Origin of the sequence: Amycolatopsis bartoniae (assembly GCF_014191255.1) — a bacterium.
Lineage (GTDB): Bacteria > Actinomycetota > Actinomycetes > Mycobacteriales > Pseudonocardiaceae > Amycolatopsis_E > Amycolatopsis_E bartoniae.
The window spans coordinates 205,358-224,645 of sequence record NZ_JACHWH010000007.1; the positions used below are offsets into that span (position 1 = coordinate 205,358).

Annotated in this window: 19 protein-coding genes; 16 read left to right on the plus strand and 3 right to left on the minus strand. The window is 71.5% G+C overall.

Annotated features, from left to right (window positions below; translation table 11 throughout):
* Window positions 1-12 precede the first annotated feature (12 nt).
* The 8 genes from FHX82_RS27945 to FHX82_RS27980 all read left to right on the plus strand — a co-directional run bounded on the left by FHX82_RS27945 (window position 13) and on the right by FHX82_RS27980 (window position 8,504).
* Window positions 13-2,043, plus strand: a complete 2,031-nt coding sequence (locus FHX82_RS27945; protein ID WP_145934452.1) for a hydantoinase/oxoprolinase family protein — start codon at window positions 13-15, stop codon at window positions 2,041-2,043.
* A gap of 11 nt (window positions 2,044-2,054) precedes the next feature.
* Window positions 2,055-3,986, plus strand: coding sequence for a hydantoinase B/oxoprolinase family protein (locus FHX82_RS27950; RefSeq protein WP_145934451.1), 1,932 nt, complete (start codon window positions 2,055-2,057; stop codon window positions 3,984-3,986).
* Window positions 3,987-3,997: 11 nt separating this feature from the next.
* Window positions 3,998-4,399, plus strand: coding sequence for a carboxymuconolactone decarboxylase family protein (locus FHX82_RS27955; RefSeq protein ID WP_145934450.1), 402 nt, complete (start codon window positions 3,998-4,000; stop codon window positions 4,397-4,399).
* Window positions 4,396-5,139: an SDR family NAD(P)-dependent oxidoreductase gene (locus FHX82_RS27960; RefSeq protein WP_229881123.1), complete on the plus strand. Its 744-nt coding sequence runs from the start codon at window positions 4,396-4,398 to the stop codon at window positions 5,137-5,139. Before FHX82_RS27955 ends, FHX82_RS27960 begins: the two co-directional genes overlap by 4 nt.
* A gap of 11 nt (window positions 5,140-5,150) precedes the next feature.
* Window positions 5,151-5,924 (plus strand): SDR family NAD(P)-dependent oxidoreductase, encoded by a 774-nt coding sequence (locus FHX82_RS27965; protein ID WP_145934449.1) that lies wholly within the window; start codon window positions 5,151-5,153, stop codon window positions 5,922-5,924.
* Window positions 5,924-7,435, plus strand: coding sequence for an acyl-CoA synthetase (locus FHX82_RS27970; protein WP_145934448.1), 1,512 nt, complete (start codon window positions 5,924-5,926; stop codon window positions 7,433-7,435). Before FHX82_RS27965 ends, FHX82_RS27970 begins: the two co-directional genes overlap by 1 nt.
* A 2-nt stretch (window positions 7,436-7,437) precedes the next feature.
* Window positions 7,438-8,169: an SDR family NAD(P)-dependent oxidoreductase gene (locus FHX82_RS27975; protein WP_221216654.1), complete on the plus strand. Its 732-nt coding sequence runs from the start codon at window positions 7,438-7,440 to the stop codon at window positions 8,167-8,169.
* 113 nt (window positions 8,170-8,282) lie between these two features.
* Window positions 8,283-8,504, plus strand: coding sequence for an FAD-dependent oxidoreductase (locus FHX82_RS27980; RefSeq protein ID WP_229881121.1), 222 nt, complete (start codon window positions 8,283-8,285; stop codon window positions 8,502-8,504).
* Here the strand turns inward: FHX82_RS27980 and FHX82_RS27985 are convergent, their stop codons facing one another.
* Window positions 8,505-9,350 carry a class II fructose-bisphosphate aldolase gene (locus FHX82_RS27985; protein WP_145934445.1) on the minus strand — a complete coding sequence of 282 codons (846 nt, stop codon included), beginning with the start codon at window positions 9,348-9,350 and terminating at the stop codon, window positions 8,505-8,507. It lies immediately after the preceding gene.
* A gap of 87 nt (window positions 9,351-9,437) precedes the next feature.
* Here FHX82_RS27985 and FHX82_RS27990 point away from each other — a divergent pair, with 87 nt between their 5' ends.
* The 6 genes from FHX82_RS27990 to FHX82_RS28015 are packed head-to-tail and all read left to right on the plus strand — an operon-like array spanning window position 9,438 to window position 15,341.
* Window positions 9,438-10,799 carry an FGGY-family carbohydrate kinase gene (locus FHX82_RS27990; RefSeq protein WP_183176876.1) on the plus strand — a complete coding sequence of 454 codons (1,362 nt, stop codon included), beginning with the start codon at window positions 9,438-9,440 and terminating at the stop codon, window positions 10,797-10,799.
* On the plus strand, window positions 10,792-11,553 hold the full coding sequence (locus tag FHX82_RS27995; protein WP_145934443.1) for an ATP-binding cassette domain-containing protein: 762 nt from the start codon (window positions 10,792-10,794) through the stop codon (window positions 11,551-11,553). The genes FHX82_RS27990 and FHX82_RS27995 overlap by 8 nt, the downstream gene beginning before the upstream one ends.
* A complete protein-coding gene (locus FHX82_RS28000; protein WP_183176877.1) occupies window positions 11,550-12,566 on the plus strand; it encodes an ABC transporter permease in 1,017 nt (338 codons plus the stop codon). The genes FHX82_RS27995 and FHX82_RS28000 overlap by 4 nt, the downstream gene beginning before the upstream one ends.
* Before the next feature lie 30 nt (window positions 12,567-12,596).
* The gene (locus FHX82_RS28005; protein WP_145934442.1) at window positions 12,597-13,577 is read left to right on the plus strand and encodes an ABC transporter substrate-binding protein; all 981 of its coding nucleotides are present in this window, start codon (window positions 12,597-12,599) and stop codon (window positions 13,575-13,577) included.
* Window positions 13,578-13,605: 28 nt separating this feature from the next.
* Window positions 13,606-14,412 carry a DeoR/GlpR family DNA-binding transcription regulator gene (locus tag FHX82_RS28010; protein WP_145934441.1) on the plus strand — a complete coding sequence of 269 codons (807 nt, stop codon included), beginning with the start codon at window positions 13,606-13,608 and terminating at the stop codon, window positions 14,410-14,412.
* Window positions 14,409-15,341 carry a 1-phosphofructokinase family hexose kinase gene (locus FHX82_RS28015; RefSeq protein WP_145934440.1) on the plus strand — a complete coding sequence of 311 codons (933 nt, stop codon included), beginning with the start codon at window positions 14,409-14,411 and terminating at the stop codon, window positions 15,339-15,341. Before FHX82_RS28010 ends, FHX82_RS28015 begins: the two co-directional genes overlap by 4 nt.
* Window positions 15,342-15,416: 75 nt before the next feature.
* Here the strand turns inward: FHX82_RS28015 and FHX82_RS28020 are convergent, their stop codons facing one another.
* Window positions 15,417-16,517 (minus strand): DNA glycosylase AlkZ-like family protein, encoded by a 1,101-nt coding sequence (locus FHX82_RS28020; RefSeq protein ID WP_145934439.1) that lies wholly within the window; start codon window positions 16,515-16,517, stop codon window positions 15,417-15,419.
* A gap of 9 nt (window positions 16,518-16,526) precedes the next feature.
* Window positions 16,527-18,044 (minus strand): FAD-dependent monooxygenase, encoded by a 1,518-nt coding sequence (locus FHX82_RS28025; RefSeq protein ID WP_145934438.1) that lies wholly within the window; start codon window positions 18,042-18,044, stop codon window positions 16,527-16,529.
* A gap of 83 nt (window positions 18,045-18,127) precedes the next feature.
* Here FHX82_RS28025 and FHX82_RS28030 point away from each other — a divergent pair, with 83 nt between their 5' ends.
* Window positions 18,128-18,961 (plus strand): Lrp/AsnC family transcriptional regulator, encoded by an 834-nt coding sequence (locus tag FHX82_RS28030; protein ID WP_229881120.1) that lies wholly within the window; start codon window positions 18,128-18,130, stop codon window positions 18,959-18,961.
* A complete protein-coding gene (locus tag FHX82_RS37345; RefSeq protein ID WP_229881118.1) occupies window positions 18,958-19,104 on the plus strand; it encodes a hypothetical protein in 147 nt (48 codons plus the stop codon). The genes FHX82_RS28030 and FHX82_RS37345 overlap by 4 nt, the downstream gene beginning before the upstream one ends.
* Window positions 19,105-19,288: the final 184 nt, after the last annotated feature.

The following is a 19,288-nucleotide window of genomic DNA, read 5'->3' on the forward strand; positions in this document are numbered from 1 at the left end:
GGAGAAGCCACCATGATCGGAGTCGATGTCGGCGGGACGTTCACGGACGTCGTGGCCATCGAGGACGGCCGGATCAAGACCGTCAAGGTCGCCACGGACGTGCGCACCACCGAACGCGGCGTGCTCAAGGGGGCCGAGGAGATCGGCGTCGAGGCCGCCGAGGTCTTCAACCACGCCAGCACCCACGGCCTCAACGCCGTGATCACCCGCAGGTTGCCCAAGATCGCGTTCCTGACCACCGAGGGCCACCGCGACATCCTCGACGTCGGGCGCACGTGGCGGCCGGTCGAGGGCCTGATGAACCCGGCGTGGCGCCGCTCCTACGGCGACGCCGACCGGCCGCTGGTGCCCCGCTACCTGCGCCGCGGCATCAGGGAGCGGCTGACCGCCGACGGCGGTGTGCTGATCCCGCTCGACGAGGACCAGGCCCGCGCCGAACTCGCGGTGCTGCGCCGCTGCGGCGTCGAGGGCGTGGCGATCTGCCTGCTCAACGCCTACGTCAACGACCACCACGAGGAGCGCCTGCGGCAGCTGGTGCGGGAGGAACTGGGCGACGTCCCGGTGTCGATCTCCAGCGAGGTTTCCCCGCTGGCCAAGGAGTTCGCCCGCGCGTCCACGACGGTGGTCGACGTGTTCATGCGACTGATCTACGGCGACTACACCCGTCGCCTCGACGCCGGGCTGCGCGACCTGAAGTTCGCCGGCGACCTGAACTTCGCCGACTGCGCCGCGCAACTGGTGCGCTCGGACGTCGCGATGGAGCATCCGTTCCGGATCGTGTTCGCCGGCCCGGCCGCGGGCACCGTCTCCAGCGCACACTTCGGCGGCCTGATCGGTGCCACGAACCTGTTGTGCGCGGACGTGGGCGGCACCTCCTGCGACATCAGCATGGTCACCGACGGCAAACCGTTCGTGAACACCACGTTCGAGCTGGAACACGACCTCATCGTCAACGCGCTGTCCAACGAGATCTCCAGCATCGGCGCGGGCGGCGGCAGCCTCGTCACGATCAACGCGGCGGGCGAGCTGAAGGTCGGGCCGGGCAGCGCGGGCGCCGATCCGGGACCGGCCTGCTACGGCATCGGCGGCACGCAGCCCACGACCACCGACACCTGTCTGCTCATGGGGATCATCGACCCGGACGGCTTCGCGGGCGGACGGATGAAGCTCGATCCGGAGCTGTCCCGGCGGGCCTTCGAGGCGCTGGACACGAAGCTGTCGTTCGAGCAGCGCGTGTCCTACGCGTTCAACATCGGCATCAACAACATCGCCGAGGGCGTCACCAACATCGCGATCCAGCACGGTGTCGACCCGCGAGACTACAGCCTGGTCGCCTACGGCGCCGCGGGTCCGATGCTGCTGCCCGCCGTGCTCGACCTGGTGCACGCCGCCGAGGTGATCGTGCCGCCGCACCCCGGTCTGTTCTCCGCGCTGGGGCTGGTCAGCACCGACCTCGTCTACGCCGACAGCCGCAGCGCCTACACGCTGCTCACCGCCGAGGCCGCCGAGTCGATCGACAAGGTCTACCGCTCGATGGAACAGCGCCTGTCCGAACGCCTGAAGGAGAAGGACCGCGGCAAGGTCACCTTCGTCCGCAGCTTCGACGGGCGGCTGGCGGGCCAGACCTGGGAGACACCGTTCATCGCGGTGCCCGCGGGCGAGATCACCGCCGAGGGCGTCGAGCGGATGGTGGCCAACTTCCACGAGGCCTACGCCGAGCGCAGCGGCAACAAGTTCGAGGCACTGCCGGTGCAGGGCGTGACCTACCGGGTGCAGGCCGTCGTGCACGCCGACAAGGTCGAGTACCCGGTGCTGCCGGAGCGGCCGGCGGGCGAGCGCCCGGAACCCACGCGCACCCTGACCATCCGCTACCTCACCGGGGAAGACCTCCCGGCACACGAGTACCAGCGCTCCGGCCTGCGCGCCGGTGACGCGATCGACGGGCCGGCGGTGATCAGGGAACCGCTGTCCACCACGTTCCTCGTGCCAGGCCAGACCGCCCACGTCGGCTCCCACGGCGAGCTGCGCATCCGCAAGGCGTGAAGGGGAAGACCATGACTGTTTCACTCAAGGACCTCGACGACGCGCAGTTCGCCGAGCGGTACGGCGCCGACCGGTTCACCGCCACGGTGCTGTCCAGCCGGATGCGCTACATCGTGCAGCACATGTGCACCGGGCTGCTCAACAACGCGTTCTCGCTGATCCTGCGCGACTGGTACGACTTCGCGGCCACCATCTCCGGTCCGCCGGAGCTGAACTACCCGATGTCGTCGGTGAGCAACAGCCTCGCGATGTTCCTCGGCACCATGTCCGAGGCGGTGCGCAACACCATCGAGGAGTACGGGCCGGAAAACCTGCGTCCCGGTGACGTGGTGATCTGCAACGACCCGTATCGGGCGGGCAACCACGTGAACGACGTCTGCTTCATCCGCCCGGTGTTCGTCGACGGCCGCGTCATCTCCTTCGTCACGCTGCGCGCCCACCAGCTGGACATGGGTGGTGTCGTTCCTGCCGGGTTCAGCGGCACGAAGCGCAACGTGTACGAGAACGGCCTGGTGATCGCCCCGACCCTGCTCTACCGGGACGACAAGCCGATCAAGTCCGCGTTCAACCTGATCTTCGACAACGCGCGCTACTGCGCACTGCTGCTGCCCGACATCAAGACCATCTACGCGAACCTGTTGCTGGGCGAGCGGCTGATCCAGGAAAGCGTCGAACGCTACGGCGCCGAGGCCTACCTCGGGGCGATCCGGTACAGCACCGACGTCTCCGCCGAGGCGATGAGCACCGCGCTCGCCGCGCTGCCCGACGGCGTGTACGAGGCCGAGGAGGGCATCGACTGCGACGGCGTCGACGACTCGGTGGAGTACCGGATCAAGGTCAGGATCACCAAGGCGGGGCACCGCATGGAGCTCGACTTCAGTGGTACCTCGCCGCAGGCGCGCACCAGCATCAACGCCGGCATCCTGGACACCAAGACCGCCGTCGGTGTCGCGCTGAAGTTCCTGATCGACCCGGCGACCCCGTTCACCTCGGGCGCCTACCGGGACATCGACATCGTGCTGCCCGCCGGGACGTTCATCAGCGCCACGCCACCGGACGGCGCGGTGTTCCTGTACTGGGAGAGCACCGGACCGGTCCTGCTGGCGGTGTTCCGCGCGCTGGAGAAGGCACTGGGCCGCAAGGCCGTCGGCGGTGACTACGGTTCGCTCAACATCCACAACGCCAACGGCGTGCTCGAAGACGGGACACCGTGGGTGACCACCGCACAGTGCGGCGGCGAGCACGGGCCGTGGGGCGCGACCGAGGCGGGCGACGCGGACAGCTACTCCGTGGTGTACCAGGCGAACAACCTCGACCCGGCGACCGAGGCGATCGAATCCGAGCTGCCCGCGGTGGTGCTGCGCAAGGAATACGTGCCGGACAGCTCCGGCGCGGGCGCCCACCGCGGTGGCGCGGCGGTGCTCAAGGACACCCTGTACCTGACCGCGGCCGAGCACTGGTCCAGTCCATTGCACACGAAGAGCCCCAGCGGTCTCGGGGTGTACGGCGGCAAGAGCGGCGCGCTCGGCGCGACGTGGCTGTTCCACGCCGAGGACCGCGACGTCGTGCGCACCAGGGAACTGCTCGCCACCTCCGACGACGTGTACGCGCTTGCCACCCCGGTGGCCGGGATGCTCGACCCGGAGACCAAGCGCGTCGACCCGGACGGGGAGTACTTCTACTTCGCCAGCACCCCGGTGTGGCACACCCAACCGCACGCGGTGTTCCGCTACCTCACCAACGGTGGTGGCGGCTGGGGCAACCCGCTCGAACGCGACCCGGAACGGGTCAAGCGGGACGTGCGTGACGAGTACGTGACCGTCGAGGGCGCCTACCGCGACTACGGCGTCGTCGTCACCGGTGACCCGCGCACCGATCCGGAGGGGCTGCGCGTCGACGAGGAAGCCACCCGCCGCCGCCGTGCCGAACTGGCCGCTCAGTAAGGGAGACAAGGATGACTTCGATCGAGCTCAACGAGCGCCAGCGCGAGCTGCGTGAGCGGTTCGTGTCGGAACGGGGCTACTGGAACCCCTTCTGGGAGGGGCTGCTCAGCCTGGACCCCGAGTTCTTCGAGGCCTACCTGACCTTCTCGTCGGTGCCGTGGCGCAAGGGTGTCCTCGAACCGAAGGTGCGGGAGCTGATCTACACCGCGATCGACGCCTCCACCACGCACCTCTACGAACCCGGGCTGCGCCAGCACATCCGCAACGCGCTGGGCTACGGGGCGACCAAGGAGGAGATCATGGAGGTCCTGGAGCTGACCAGTGTGCTCGGCATCCACACCTGCACCCTCGGCGTTCCGGTGCTGATGGAGGAACTGGCAGCCCACGAGCGCCGCACCGGCGAGAACTCGTGACCGGTGTGCTCGCCGCGGGCGGCGCCGCCGGGATGCGCGGCCGGCAGGCCGTCGTCACCGGCGCCGCCCGCGGCATCGGCGCGCACATCGCCCGCGAGCTGGCCGCCGCGGGCGCCGAGGTGACGGTGCTCGACGTCAATGATCCCGCCGCCACGGTCGACACCATCAGGGCCGAGGGCGGCACCGCCACCGGGCACGCGGTGGACGTCACCGACCTGGCCGCGGTGCGGGCGGTTCTCTCCGGCCTGCCCGCACTCGACGCGCTGGTCACCTCGGCGGCGGTGTACGGCGACACGGTGTCCCTCGACGACCTCGGCGAGTCCGAAGTGGACCACGTGCTGGGGGTCAACGTGAAGGGCACCCTGTGGACCATCAAGGCGGCGTTGCCGCTGCTGCGGCGCCACGGCGGCCGGGTGGTGTGCATGGGGTCGGTCGCGGGCAAGGTCGGCGGGGTGCTCGCCGGGCCGCACTACGTGGCGAGCAAGGGCGCCGTGCACGCGATGGTCAAGTGGCTCGCCAAGACCGAGGCCGCGAACGGGATCACCGCCAACGGCGTGGCTCCCGGGGTGGTGGACACCGAGATGGTCGCCGGGCGCGGCTACCGGCCGGACTACTGCCCGCTGGGCAGGCTCGCCCGGCCGGAGGAGATCGCGCGGGTGGCGGCGTTCCTGGCGTCCCCCGCGGCCAGCTACATGACCGGCGCCGTGGTCGACGTCAACGGCGGATACGCGATGGGCTGAGAGGGAACCACATGAACTGCGCTGTCATCACCGGCGCCGCCTCCGGTATCGGGCGGGCCTGCGCGCTGCGCCTGGCCGCGACGGGAGCGGCGGTCGCGCTCCTGGACATCCACGGGGCGGGCGGTACCCGGCAGGAGATCGAGGACCGCGGCGGCGAGGCCACCGAGTACGCGGTCGACGTCACCGACGACGACGCCGTGCGGGAGGTCGTCGCCGCGCTGCCCGCGGCGCCGACGGTACTCGTCAACGCCGCCGGCATCATCGTGCGCAAGAAGCTGCTGGAGTGCTCGGTCGAGGAGTGGCGGCGCGTGGTCGACGTCAACCTCACCGGGTACTTCATCCTGCTGCGGCACGTCATCCCGGCCATGAGCGGGGCGGGTGGGGGTTCGATCGTGCAGATCGCCTCGATCGCCGGGCACACCGGGTACGGGTTCTCCTCCTACACCGCGGCCAAGGGCGGAGTGCTCGCACTGACCAGGCAGCTCGCCGCCGAGCTGGCCGGGCACGGGATCCGCATCAACTCGGTGAGCCCGGGTGTGGTCACCAGCGGGCTGAACCGGGACACCCTGGGCAACCCCGCCATCCGATCGGCCACTGTGGACAACATCCCGCTCGGGCGGCTGGGCGAGCCGGACGACATCGCCCGAGTCGTCGCCTTCCTCGCCGGCCCCGAGGCCGCCTTCGTCACCGGCGCCGATCTGGTCGCCGACGGCGGCATGATCAGCACGATCCACTGGGGCGAGGCGGGGGCGCAACTGCACAGCTTCCACACGGAGGAGCGCTGATGTACAACTTCGCCGGCGTGCTCGAACACAACCTGGGCCGTTACCCCGACAAGGTCGTGCTGTCCCAGGGCGAGCGCGGCCTGACCAACCGTGAGCTGGCGGCCAGGGTGCACGCTCTCGCCGCGGGTCTGCGGGAGCTGGGCATCGGCCGCGGCGACATCGTCGCGCTGCTGCTGTACAACCACATCGAGTTCATCGAGACCGTGCTCGCGCTCAACCACCTAGGCGCGGCGTTCCTGCCGTTGAACTACCGGCTCTCCCCCGCCGAATGGGACTACATCATCGGCAACGCCGAGGCGGCGGCGCTCCTCACCGAGCCGGAGTTCGCCGACGCCGCGGCCGCGGTCCCGGTCCGCGACCGGCTGCTGCTGGGTGGGCAGCGGGAGGGCTGGTCGTCCTATGAGGACCTGGTGGCGCGGCACCTCGGCGAGGTCGTGCCGATCGAGGACGTCGGCCCGGACACGCTGCAGCGCCTGATGTACACCTCCGGCACCACCTCCCGCCCCAAAGGCGTGTGCGTCACCCACGGCAACCTGCTGTACAAGAACCTCGGGCAGATCGTGGAGTTCGGCATCACCAGCGCCGACACCACGCTGGTGTGCGGTCCCCTCTACCACGTCGGCGGGCTCGACCTGCCCGCGCTGGCCACCCTGCACGCCGGCGGTTCGCTGATCCTCACCCGGAAGTTCGACGCCGCCGAGGTCGTCGACACCATCGAGCGGGAGCGTCCGACCAACATCTGGCTCGCCCCCTCGATGATGAACGCCCTGCTGCACCTGCCGGGACTGTCCGAACGGGACACCTCCTCGATCCGGTTCGTCATAGGCGGCGGGGAGAAGATGCCGGTGCCGCTCATCGAGCGCATCCGCGCCGCGTTCCCCTCCGCCTGGTTCGCCGACGCCTACGGGCTCACCGAGACCGTCTCCGGCGACACCTTCAACGACGCCGCGCACATGCTGTCGAAGGCCGGTTCCGTCGGCAGGCCGGTCGTGCACCTGCGGGTGCGCGTCGTCGACGAGACCGGCCGCGAGGTACCGCGCGGTGAGCTCGGTGAGATCACCCTTTCCGGGCCCAAGGTGTTCGCCGGGTACTGGCGCGACCCGGAGGCGACGGCCAAGGCCCTGCGCGACGGCTGGTTCCACACCGGCGACATCGGCCGGGTCGACCAGGACGGCTACCTCTACGTGGAGGACCGCAAGAAGGACATGATCGTCTCGGGCGGGGAGAACATCGCCACGCCCGAGGTGGAGCGGGTCCTCTACGAGCATCCCGAGGTCGTGGAGGCCGCGGTCGTGGGCATGTCCCACGAGCGGTGGGGCGAGGTGCCGAAAGCCTTCGTGGTGCTGCGGCCGGGCGCCGCCGTGGACGCCGCCGGGCTCGTCGCGTTCTGCCGGGAACGCCTCGCGAAGTTCAAGGTGCCCGCGGAGATCCAGTTCCTCGACGAGCTCCCGCGCACCCCTTCGGGCAAGGTGCTCAAGCGCGACCTGCGGTCCCTGCCGGTGATCGCGTGACCATGTTCGACCTCACGGGGAAGACGGCGTGGGTGACGGGGGCGGGCAAGGGTCTCGGCCGCGCGATGTCCCTGGCGCTGGCGCGGGCGGGTGCGCGGCTCGCCGTGACCTCCCGGACCGAGCAGGATCTGCGCACGCTGTCGGAGGAGGCCGGGCCGGACACGGTGGTGCTGCCGGGATCCGTGGACGAGCCCGGATTCGCCGAGGACTGCGTGCGGCGCCTCGGACGTGTCGACGTCCTGGTCAACTGCGCCGGGATCAGCCCGGTCTTCACGCGCAGCGAGTCGTTGGGCGACGAAGACTGGCACCGGGTGCTGCGGGTCAACCTCGACGGCACGTACTTCTGTTGCCGCGCCGCGGGCCGCCGCATGCTCGAACAGGGGTCGGGCAGCATCGTCAACGTGTCCTCGGTGCACGCCGCCACCGGTTTCCCGCGGATCGCCGCCTACGCCGCGAGCAAGGGCGGGGTGGAGGCCCTCACGCGGGTACTCGCGGTCGAGTGGGCCGACCGCGGCGTGCGGGTGAACGCGCTCGCGCCCGGGTACTTCGCGACGGACCTGTCCGACGGCCTGGTGAACAGCCGCTGGGGCGAGGTCATCGTCAACACCGTGCCGCAGCGGCGCATCGGTGCCGCGAGCGAACTGGCCGGCGCGGTGGTCTTCCTGGCCAGCGACGCGTCGTCGTACATGACCGGCGCCACCCTGCGCGTGGACGGCGGGTGGACCGCGCATTGAAATCCGGCCGGCCGGCGGGAAAGAGACGCGGACGCGGTCCGTGGCCGGCTCGCCGAGCGCGGCATCCCGCACGTACTCGCCGACCGCGTGCTCGACCACCCGGGCGCGGCATCGTGACCTTCTGCGTCGTCCGATGGATCGGCGGCGGCCTCATCGGTCTCGAGTTCGCCGCGGTCGCAGCGGCGGGTGGCACGCGCGTCACCGTCATCGAGGCGGCTCCTCGGCTGCTGCCGCGGTGGGTCTCCGCTCCGACGCGTCGCACCTCGACCAGGGCGGTGGCACGGCTCGGTCGCGTCGGTCAACCGGCCCGCGGACCACGTCGCGGCCGGAGGTGATCAGCGGGACGGGGTGGTGATCGCGGTCAGCAGGGCCGAGGTGACTTCGGCGATCCGGTCCCTGGCGGGGGCGAGGTACTTGCGCGGGTCGACCGCGGCGGGGTTGGCGGCGAGCCATTCGCGGACCTCGCCGGTGAGCGCCACGTTGAGTGCGGTGCCGATGTTGATCTTCACCATGCCCCGGGTCACCGCCAGTCCCAGCTCGTCCCGGGCCACCCCCGAGGAACCGTGCAGGACGAGGGGGACCGGCACCGCCCCGGCGAGGCGTGCGATGAGGTCGTGGTCCAGGCGCGCGGTGGGGGTGGTCATGGCGTGCGTGCTGCCGACGGCGACCGCGAGCGCGTCGACCTCCGTCGCCGCCACGAAGGCCGCCGCCTCGGCGGGATCGGTCCGCACCCCCGGCGCGTGCGCGCCTTCCTTGCCGCCGACGGCGCCGAGTTCGGCTTCGAGCCACAGTCCGTGGTCGTGCGCCCAGCGGGCGGCCGCGCGGGTGGCGGCCACGTTGCTGTCGTAGTCCAGCGCCGACGCGTCGAACATCGCCGAGGACAGGTCGGTGTGAGCCGCCTCGTGCAGCAGACCGGTGTCCTCCACGTGGTCCAGGTGCAGCGCCACCGGCACGCCCGCCGTGCGGGCGATCGCCGCGCAGGCCGCCGCCAGCGGGGCCAGGTGTCCATTGTGGAACTTCACCGCGTTCTGGCTGATCTGCAGGATCACCGGCGCCGCGACGGATTCGGCACCCCTGACGACGCCCTCCGCGTGCTCCAGCGTGATGACGTTGAACGCGGCGATGCCCGTGCGGCGTTCTCGCGCCTGTCCCACGAGCTCTCCGGTAGCGGCGAGCGGCATCCGGCCTCCTTGATCGAGCTTGACAGAACTCCAACGATGTCCCACGATAACCAACCAAGTCCAAGATTGAAAGCAAGGTGCGCAACGGTGCAACCTCTCCTGGCCGGCCTGGACGTGGGCACGACGGCGAGCAAGGCCGCGGTCTTCACCGTGGACGGGCGCGAGCTCGCCACGGGCAGGGCCGCGACCCCGTGGCGGACCGGCCCGCAGGGCACGGACCTCGACCCGGCTCTCCTGCTCGACGCGGTGCTGCGCGCCCTGCGCGAAGCGCTCGCCGGCGCCCCGGAAGGGCCCGTGCTCGGCCTCGGCATCACCGGCATCGGCGAGTCGGGCGTGCTGCTCGACGGGCACGGCACCCCCGTCGCGCCGGTCATCGCCTGGCACGACACCCGGGACGACCGCCAGGTGCGGGAGCTCGCCGAAGACCTCGGAGCGGCGGAGTTCTCGACCCGCACCGGTCTGCCCCTGCGCGGTCAGTGGTCGCTGACCAAACACCGCTGGCTCGACCGGAACCTGCCCGCGGCCCGCTCGGCGGTGCGCCGGTTCAACTTGGCCGAGTGGCTCGTCCGGGAGCTGGGCGGTGAGGAGGCGAGCGACCAGTCCCTCGCCTCGCGCACCGGCTGGCTGGAGGTGGCGACCCGGCAGTGGTGGCCGGAGGCGCTGGAGTGGTCCGGGCTCCGGCCCTCGCTGCTCCCGCCGCTGGTCACCGGTGGCGAGCCGGTGGGCAGGGTGTCGCGAGTGGACGTTCCGGACCGGTTGCGGGGCGCGGTGCTCACGCTGGCCGGGCAGGACCACCAGGCGGCGGCGGTCGGCGCCGGCGCGGCGGGCGACGGCGACCAGCTCGACTCGTGCGGCACCGCCGAGGCGCTCGTCCGCACGGTGCCGGCCGGGCTGCCGCCCGAGGCGGTGCTGTCGCTGGCCGAAGCGGGCGTCACGGTCGGCTGGCACGTGCTGGCGGGCCGGTGGTGCCTGCTCGGCGCCACCCAGGGAGGTCTCGTCCTGGAACGGGTCCTGCGGATGCTCGGCCTGGACGGCACCGCGGTCCCGCGGCTCGACCGCGAGGTCGCCGGCCTGGCGCCGGATCCGCTGCGGATGACGGTGGAGCAGGACGGGTTCGCCCTGCGCGGTTTCGACGGCGACATCGGGCCCGCCGCGGTGTGGCGAGCCGCGCTCGAAGCGGTCACCGGCCAGGTCGCGGAACTGCACGAGGCGATGAGCCGCCTCAGCGGTGCGCACTCCCGGCTCGTCGTGACCGGTGGCTGGGCCCGCAGCCAAGCCCTGCTCGCCGTGAAGACCCGCCTGCTCGGGCCCGTGCACCGGCCCGACGTCGGCGAGGCCGGTGCCCGCGGCGCCGCGCTGCTGGCCGGAATCGCCGCCGGCCACTACGCCGGACCCGGCGAACTGCCCGGCCCGGAACTCCTGTCCCCCTCGGAGGCCTCCCATGCCTGAACCCCTGCTCGAAGCCCGCGGTGTCGTGCGGCGCTTCGGTCACGTCGAAGCGTTGCGCGGCGCGGACTTCACCGCCTACCCCGGCGAGATCGTCGGGCTCATCGGCGACAACGGCGCCGGCAAGAGCACGCTCGTGAAGATCCTCTCGGGTGCGGACCAGCCCGACGAGGGCCAGATCCTGCTCGACGGCGAACCGGTCCGGTTGGACTCCCCGCACGTCGCCCGCGAACACGGCATCGAAACCGTGTACCAGGACCTCGCGCTCGCCGCGGACCTCGATCCGTCCGCGAACCTGTTCCTGGGCAGGGAAATCCTGCGTGGCGGCTTCTGGGGCCGGCTGGGTTTCCTCGACAAGAAGGCGATGGCGCGCGAGGCGAGCGAGGCGATCGTCCGCTTGGGAGTGTCGCTTAAGGACGATGCCGCTGTGGTCGCCGACCTGTCCGGCGGCCAGCGGCAGAGCGTGGCGGTCGCCCGGGCGGCGATGTGGGCCCAGAAGGTGATCTTCATGGACGAGCCGACCGCCGCGCTGGGCGTCGTGCAGCAGCGCGGGGTGCTCGACCTGATCCGCCGGGTGCGCGACCAGGGCATCACCGTCGTGCTGATCAGCCACAACATGCAGCAGGTGCTCCAGATCTGCGACCGCGTCGAGGTGCTCCGCCTGGGAGCCAGGGTGGCGCGGCTGGACACGGCGGGCACCTCCGTCGAAGACCTCGTCGCCGCCATGACCGGCGGGACCGTGAAGGAGCACCAGTGACGACCACCTCGACCCCCGTGCAGCCGAAGCCCGCGATCCGCCGCCCGCCCGCGCGCCGGCTGCTCGCCGCACCGGCCACCCGCATCTTCGGCGTCCTGCTGCTGTTGCTGGTGGTGTTCACCGCGCTCGCCCCGGACAGCTTCCTCACCGGCGCGAACCTGGGCAACATCGCCAACGACGCGTCGATCCTGCTCGTGCTCGCCGTGGGCAGCACGTTCGTGATCATCACGGCCGGGATCGACCTGTCCGTCGGCGGTGTGCTGGTGTTCTCCAGCGTCGTGTCCGCCGAGGTGATGGCGCACCTGGCCGGCGCCGGGGTGTGGGCGCTCCTGCTCGGCCTGGTCGTGGCCGTGCTGACCGGTCTGGTGTGGGGCCTGCTCAACGGGGTCCTCGTCGCGAAGGCCCGCATTCCCGCGCTGATCGTCACGCTCGGCACCATGGGCATGTCCCTCGGAGGTGCCCTGCTGGTGACCGGTGGCGTCGACGTCCGGGAGGTCCCGCTCGACCTCGCGCTGTACGTGGGTTCCGGGCGCATCGCCGGGGTCCCGGTGCTGGTGGTGATCTCCGCGTGCGTGGCGATCGTCGGTGGCGTCGTGCTCGCCATGACCCGGTTCGGCAGGCACACCTACGCCGCCGGGTCCAACAAGGAAGCCCTGCGGCGCGCGGGCATCAACACCGACCGGCACCTGGTCAAGGTGTACGCGCTGGCCGGGCTGCTGTCCGGGCTCGCGGGTTACCTGTCGGTCGCGCAGTTCGCCACGACGACCCTCAACGGGCACGCGACCGACAACCTGCAGACCATCGCGGCGGTCGTGATCGGCGGCACCAGCCTGTTCGGCGGGGTCGGCACGATCGTCGGCTCGGTGATCGGGGTGTTCATCCCGAGCGTCCTGCAGAACGGCTTCGTGGTCCTCGGGGTCCAGCCGTTCTGGCAGCAGGTCGCCGTCGGCGCCGTGCTGATCGTCGCCGTCTTCCTCGACCAGCTCCGCCGTCGCGCCCGCGACCGCGGCTGAAAAACCCCTCCTCCCCCGAAAGGCAGCACCATGCGCACCACCTCCCTCGCCGCCGCGCTGGTCGCGGCGACCGCGGTCCTGGCGGCCTGCAGCACCGCGGGCACCGGCACCACCCCGGTCTCGGACACCGTCTCCGGCAAGAAGATCACCTTCATCCCCGGGGTGTCCGGCGACAGCTTCTACATCACCATGCAGTGCGGGATCCAGGACGAGGCCCGGAAACTCGGGATGACCGTCGACACCCAGGCCCCGCAGTCGTTCGACCCCTCGCTGCAGACCCCGATCGTCAACGCCGCCGCCGCGAAGCGCCCGGACGCGATCCTCGTCGCGCCGACCGACGCGACCGCCATGCTCCCGCCGCTGCTGCGGGCGAAGCAGGCCGGCAGCGCGATCGGCCTCGTCGACACGACGCTGCAGGACACCTCGATCGCGACGACGGCCGTGTCCACCGACAACACCGCGGCGGGTGCGGCCGCGGCCGACGCGCTGGCCAAGCTGATCGGGGAGAAGGGCAAGGTGCTGGTGATCGCCTTCCAGGCCGGAGCGTCCACTTCGGACCAGCGCCAGCACGGGTTCGAGGAGCAGATCAAGAAGTACCCCGGGATCGTGGACGTGGGCGCGCAGATCAACAACAACGACCCGGCCAAGGCGGCCTCGATCGTCAGCGCGACGCTGGCCGCGCACCCCGACCTCGCCGGGATCTTCGCCACCAACCAGTTCGCGGCGCAGGGGGCCGCGACCGGGCTGCGCAACTCCGGCAAGGTCGGCGCCGTACAGGTCGTCGGATTCGACGCGGGCCCCGTGCAGGTCGAGCAGCTGCAGCAGGGCGCGGTGCAGGCGCTGATCGCCCAGCAGCCCTACCAGATCGGGGTCAGCGCGGTCGACCAGATCGCGAACGGGCTCACCGGGAAGCCGGTCACCAAGACCATCCCGAGCGGCACCGTCACCATCACCCGCGACACCCTCGCGCAGCCGGCCAGCCAGCAGGCCCTGTACAAAACGACCTGCTGACCCGGCCCGACACGAGGGGGACGTCGCCATGAGCACCCACAACCCGGAGGAGGCGCGCGCCGGCCAGGGCCGCTTCCGCTACGCCGCGCAGCGCCAGCAGGCGATCCTGCAGCTGCTCCGGTCGACCGGGGAGGTCACGGCGGCCGGCCTCGCCGAGGAGCTCGACGTCACCGGGGAAACGATCCGCAAGGACCTCATCGTGCTCGAACGGCAGGGCCTGCTGCGGCGCGTCCACGGCGGCGCGCTGCCGGTGGAGGGCCTGTCGTTCGAGCCGGAGGTCGGCGCGCGCCTGGACTACGCGCAGGAGAAGACCCGCATCGCCCGCGCGGCGCTGGCACACCTGCCGATGGGCGGCTCGGTCCTGCTCGACGCCGGGTCCACCACCGCCAAGCTCGCGGAGGTGTTCCCGGCCGACCGCGAGCTCACGGTGTTCACCAACGCCCTGCCGATCGCGCTCACGCTGATCACCCGGCCGAACCTCACGGTGTACACGCTCGGCGGCCGCCTGCGCGGCCGGACGCTGGCCACCGTGGAGGGCTGGGCCGCCCGCGCGCTGGGCGAGGTGAACGCGGACGTCGCGTTCCTGGGCACCAACGGGATCTCCCTGGAACGCGGGCTGACCACCCCGGACCCGGCCGAAGCGGCCGTCAAACGGCTCATGACGACCAGTGCGCAGCGGCGCGTCCTGCTCGCCGACAGCAGCAAGATCGGCCGGGTCAGCCTGTGCCGCCACGCCGAACTCGGCGACATCGACCATCTCATCACCGACACCGGTATCTCCCGGGCGGATGCAACGGCGCTCCGCTCCGCCGGCCTGACCGTGGAGCAAGTGTGATCGTCACCGTCACCCCCAACCCCAGCGTGGACCGCACGCTCTTCGTCGACGCCCTCACCCGGGGCGCGGTCACGCGTGCGAAACGCACCCTGTCCGAACCCAGCGGCAAGGGCGTCAACGTCAGCCTCGCGCTCCAGGCACACCGGTGCCCGACCACCGCGGTGCTCCCGCTCGGCGGCGCGACCGGAACCGACCTGTCGCGCATGCTGACCGGCACCGGCCTGTCGTTCCGGGAGGTGCCCATCCACGGCACCACGCGCAGCAACGTCAGCCTCGCCGAACCGGACGGCACCGTCACCAAGATCAACGAGCACGGTCCGGCGCTGAGCCGGGACGAGGTGCGGGCGCTGCGTGAGGCGACGCTGGCCGCGGGCCGGGGCGCCCGGTGGCTCGCCGCCTGCGGCAGCCTGCCGGAAGGGCTGGACGAACGGTTCTACATCGAGCTGCTGGGCGAAGCCCGCCGGCTCGGCCTGCGGGTCGCGGTCGACACGTCCGGGATCGCCCTGCGCTGGGCGATCGAGGCCGGACCGGACGTCGTCAAGCCCAACCGGGAGGAGCTCGCCGAGGCGATCGGGCGGAAACTCACCACGCTCGGCGACGTCCTCGCCGCTGCCGGCCAGCTGCGTGAGCGGGGCGCGCGGTCGGTGCTGGCAAGTCTCGGGCCGGACGGCGCCGTCCTGGTGGACGACAACGGTGCCGTGCACGGAGAAGCGCCCGTCGAGCAGGCGGTGTCCGCCGTCGGGGCGGGAGACGCGCTGCTGGCCGGCTTCCTGGCCGCCGGCGGGGCGGGGCGGGAGGCGCTCGCGGAAGGCCTCCGCTGGGCGGCGGCCTCCGTGCAGCACGCCGGAACCCTGCTGACCGCGACCGGTGGCGACAGCCCGGTGGTCCTGCACGATGAGGTCGACGTCCACCGGCGGCTGGCGGACTGAACCCCCGGGCCCGATCAATGTATTGACAGAGCGCAGCTGGACACACCGGTGACGCCGCATGCCTGCCCCGAAAGCCTAAGGCAGCACCAAGTCCAGCTCCAGCCAGCGGCTCAGGTCTCTGATCTCCCGGTCGACGGCGGCGCTCATCGTCTTGGTGAATTCGGTGTCCCGGTGGATCGCGGCGACCCGGAACACACCGGCCTTGCGGTCGGCAGTGGCGTCCAGCTTTCCCACCAGCCGGTCGCCGTAGAGGATGGGCAGCGCGTAATACCCCCATCGCCGTTTCGCCGCCGGTTTGTAGATTTCCAGCTGATAATCGAATTGGAAGAGCTCGGCGGTGCGCGCCCGGTCGTGGACCAGCCGGTCGAAGGGCGACAACAACGCCGCGCGCCCGGAGAACGGCTGGCCCAGCGCGGCGGGATCAACCCGCCACTCGCCCTTCACACCCGCCACCACGGCCGGCTCGCCCGCCTCGCCGACGTCCGCCGGCTCCACCGGGTACTCCGGTCCCCGTGCCCTGGCGATGCCCAGCGCGCACAGCCGCCGCTCGTCACGGACGCGCCGCGCCTGGTCGGCGGGCACCGCGGGCTCGTCCGGATACACCCGTTCCGCCAGGTCCCACAGCCGGTCGCGCCCGCGCCGCCCGGCGACCGCCACCTCCCCGCGCAGCACCATGATCTCCAGCAGCTGCGTCACATTGCGGTTGTTGGTCCAGCCCGTCGACCCCCACGGCACCACACACCTGTCGGGCAGCTCCCGCGACCGCGACGGCCCCTCGTCGCCGAGCACCCGCAGGATGTGCCGCCGGCACACGTCGTTGGCCTTGACCCACTCGTCGTAGGCCACCCGCCACTTCCGGAACTCACCACACCAGGGCCAGGCCGCCATGTCCGCGCGGTAGAGCTTGACGTCCGCAGCCGGCCGGATCATCGCCCGCAGCTCGATCAGCGAGCGCTCCTCCAGAGCGGTGACCAGCTGGGCGGGCGTGTACGCCGCACCGAGCCGGCTCCAGGCCACCAAGTCAGCGCTGGGCGCCACCGCCGCGGTCGGGTCGATCTGCAGCAACGTCAACCCGCTCACCACATCGAGCAGTCCCGCCGGGCGCACGCGATCGAGCAGCTGCGCGCGTACCGCGATCCGCCGCGCATCAACCCGGGAAAGCTCGTGAACGCCCATCGCCCGACGCTAGCCGACACCGCCCGGTGCGTCAGCCGGAACCGTCCGGGCAGTCGCCCGGGCTACCGCATCGGCCAGGGCGTGCGGGGTGGGGTGGGTGGCACGCCAGGCGATGACGTGGTCGGGCCGGACCAGCAGGGCGCCGTGCTCGCCGATGCCGTAGTGATCGGTCCGGCCGGGAAGGACTGCTACGTCGAGGAAGGCGCCCGCGGGATCGACTTCGCGTGCGGCCCGCGTCCAGGCATTTCCGCCGGGGCCGGTGAGCAGCAGGTAGCGGCCGTCGCGGACCAGGTCGAGGGTCGAGATCCCGAGGAGCCCCAGGTGCGGCAGCCGGGTTCCCGGTTCGCCGTGCCAGCGGCTCGGCTCGTCGGCCACCGGGTGGCCGGAATCGTGGTTGCCCGCGGGGTAGCGGTAGCCGATGGCCACGGCCGCCTCGCTGAGCCGCGGGCGGGCCCCCGCGCGGTCGCGGACACGGAGCACCGCTTGGTCCACCGTCAGCTCACCGACCGCACGGCGTTCGGGCTCGTAGGAGTCCAGCAGCCGCGGATGAGCGTCGCCGCGCAGGACGGACACCAGTTTGGCCGTGAGGTTCCAGGCGTCCTGGATGCCGAGGTTGGCACCGAATCCGCCCACCGGCGGAGTGACGTGCGCGGCGTCCCCGAGCAGGAAAACCCGGTCGGCACGGTAGGAGTCGGCCACCCAGCCGCTCATCCGCCACGCCCGGCTCCCGGTGATCGCGACGCCGGTCGCGGGCAGTCCCAGCGCCTGGCAGACCAGCTCCCGGGACTCCTCGGCGTTCATGGTCGTGCCGGGGTCGCAGGGAAAGGACACGGCTCCGCGAGTCCGTGCGGTGTGCCACGAGATGAACACCTCCCCCGCCCATGCCATCGCGAGCCGACGGCCGTCGAGGACCGGGCGCAGGTCGGCCTCGAAGTCGATCTCCCGCACGTGCGAGAGCACCTCCTCGCCGGCGCGGCCGATCCTCAGCCCCTCCCTGATGGTGCTGCCGTTCCCGTCGGCGGCCAGCAGGTAGTCACCCTCCACTGTGTACGGTTCGCCGTTCGCGTCGAGCACCCGGGCCACCACCCGGTCGCCGGACTGGGTCAGGTCGAGGAAACGGTGGCCGAACCGCAGATCGGCACCGGCGGCGCGGGCGTGCTTCCGCACGATCTCCTCCAGGTCGGCTTGTTTGACCAGAGCGCTGGGACACGGCGAGACTTCGCCGAAGTCCTCGGCGGCCGGCAACCGCCAACGCCGGAGTTCCCGCCCGGCGAGCGAGTCGACGACCGCGGCTTGGTCGGCCGGCGGAAGGCTGCGCTGCAGGGCGTAGACGTCCCGATCCGCTCCGACGGCCCGGTAGGCCTCCATGGTCCGCGGGTAGAACAGCTTGGCGCGCAACCTGGTGGAAACCACAGGGTGCTTCTCGACCAGGACGGGGGTGATGCCACGGGCGGCGAGGAACAGCGCGGCGGACGCGCCCACGATGCTGCCGCCGACGATCAGCACCGGAGTGTGTTCGACGTTCATGGCACGATCGTGTCCGCCGACCGGGACTGGATCCGCTCAGGCATCCTGGACCGCGTAAATCCGACACGAGTCGAGGTGCTGTGATGGAATCTGCCCGGTACGACGCCACCGATCTTCAGATCCTCCACGCCCTCCACCTGGACGCACGGGCGCCGTTCGCCCGGATCGCGTCCACCATCGGCGTCTCCGACCAGACCGTCGCCCGGCGCTACACCCGCCTGCGAAGCGAGGGGTCGCTGCGCATCTGGGGACTGGTCGACCCGGCCCGGCTGGGCCACATGGAATGGGTGGTGCGCATCCGGTGCACCCCGGACTCCGCCGCCGGCGTGGCGGCCGCCCTGGCCCGGCGGACGGACACCTCGTGGATCAGCCGGACCTCCGGCGGCACCGAACTGGTCTGCGTCACCCAGGCCCCCACCCCGGCCGACGAGCTGCTGCTGAAGTCGTTGCCCCGCAACGCGCGCATCCTCGACGTCACCGCGCACTGCCTGCTGCACGCGTTCTGCGGCCGTGCCGGGGGCGTGGTCACCAAACTGGCCGCGCTGTCCCCGCACCAGGTCGCGCAGCTGCGACCGCCCGCCCCTGACCGGGCACAACCGGTCGAGCTGGACGACGTCGACCGCCGCATCCTCGCCCGGCTGCGTGCCGACGGCCGGGCCCCGATCGCGCGGCTCGCCGCCGAGGCCGGGGTTTCGCACTCCACGGTGCAACGCCGGATCACGGAGCTGCGCGACACCGGCGTGCTCTACTTCGACGTCGACACCGAACGTGCCCGGCTCGGCCTGCACATCCGCACGCTGCTCTGGCTGACCGCCACACCCGCACGGCTCCAGGCCACCGGCACCGCACTGGCCACGCACCCGGAGGTGGCCTTCGCGCGGCGATCACGGGCAACCGCAACCTGTACGCGTCGGTGATCACGCCCGGCGTCGCCGGGCTCTACGCCTACCTGACCGAAAAGCTCGCCACGCTCCCGGACGTGCAGGATCTGGAAAGCTCGCTGGTCGTGCACACCGTCAAAGGGCCGCCCGGAATCCGCATTCCAGAACCGGCCCGCTGAACCGCAACGCCACGCCACGCCGAAGACAGGGGAAATCGCCGCCGCGATCGACTGGCAAAGACGGCGCACGCACCTCCACTTTTGCTCATATTTCTCGTTGTTCGCTTTTTCGCACAACCGCCAGTTCCGCGACTCCATTCAGGGGAAAAGATCAAAAACGGCCACGGAACGTAGCTCGGAACGA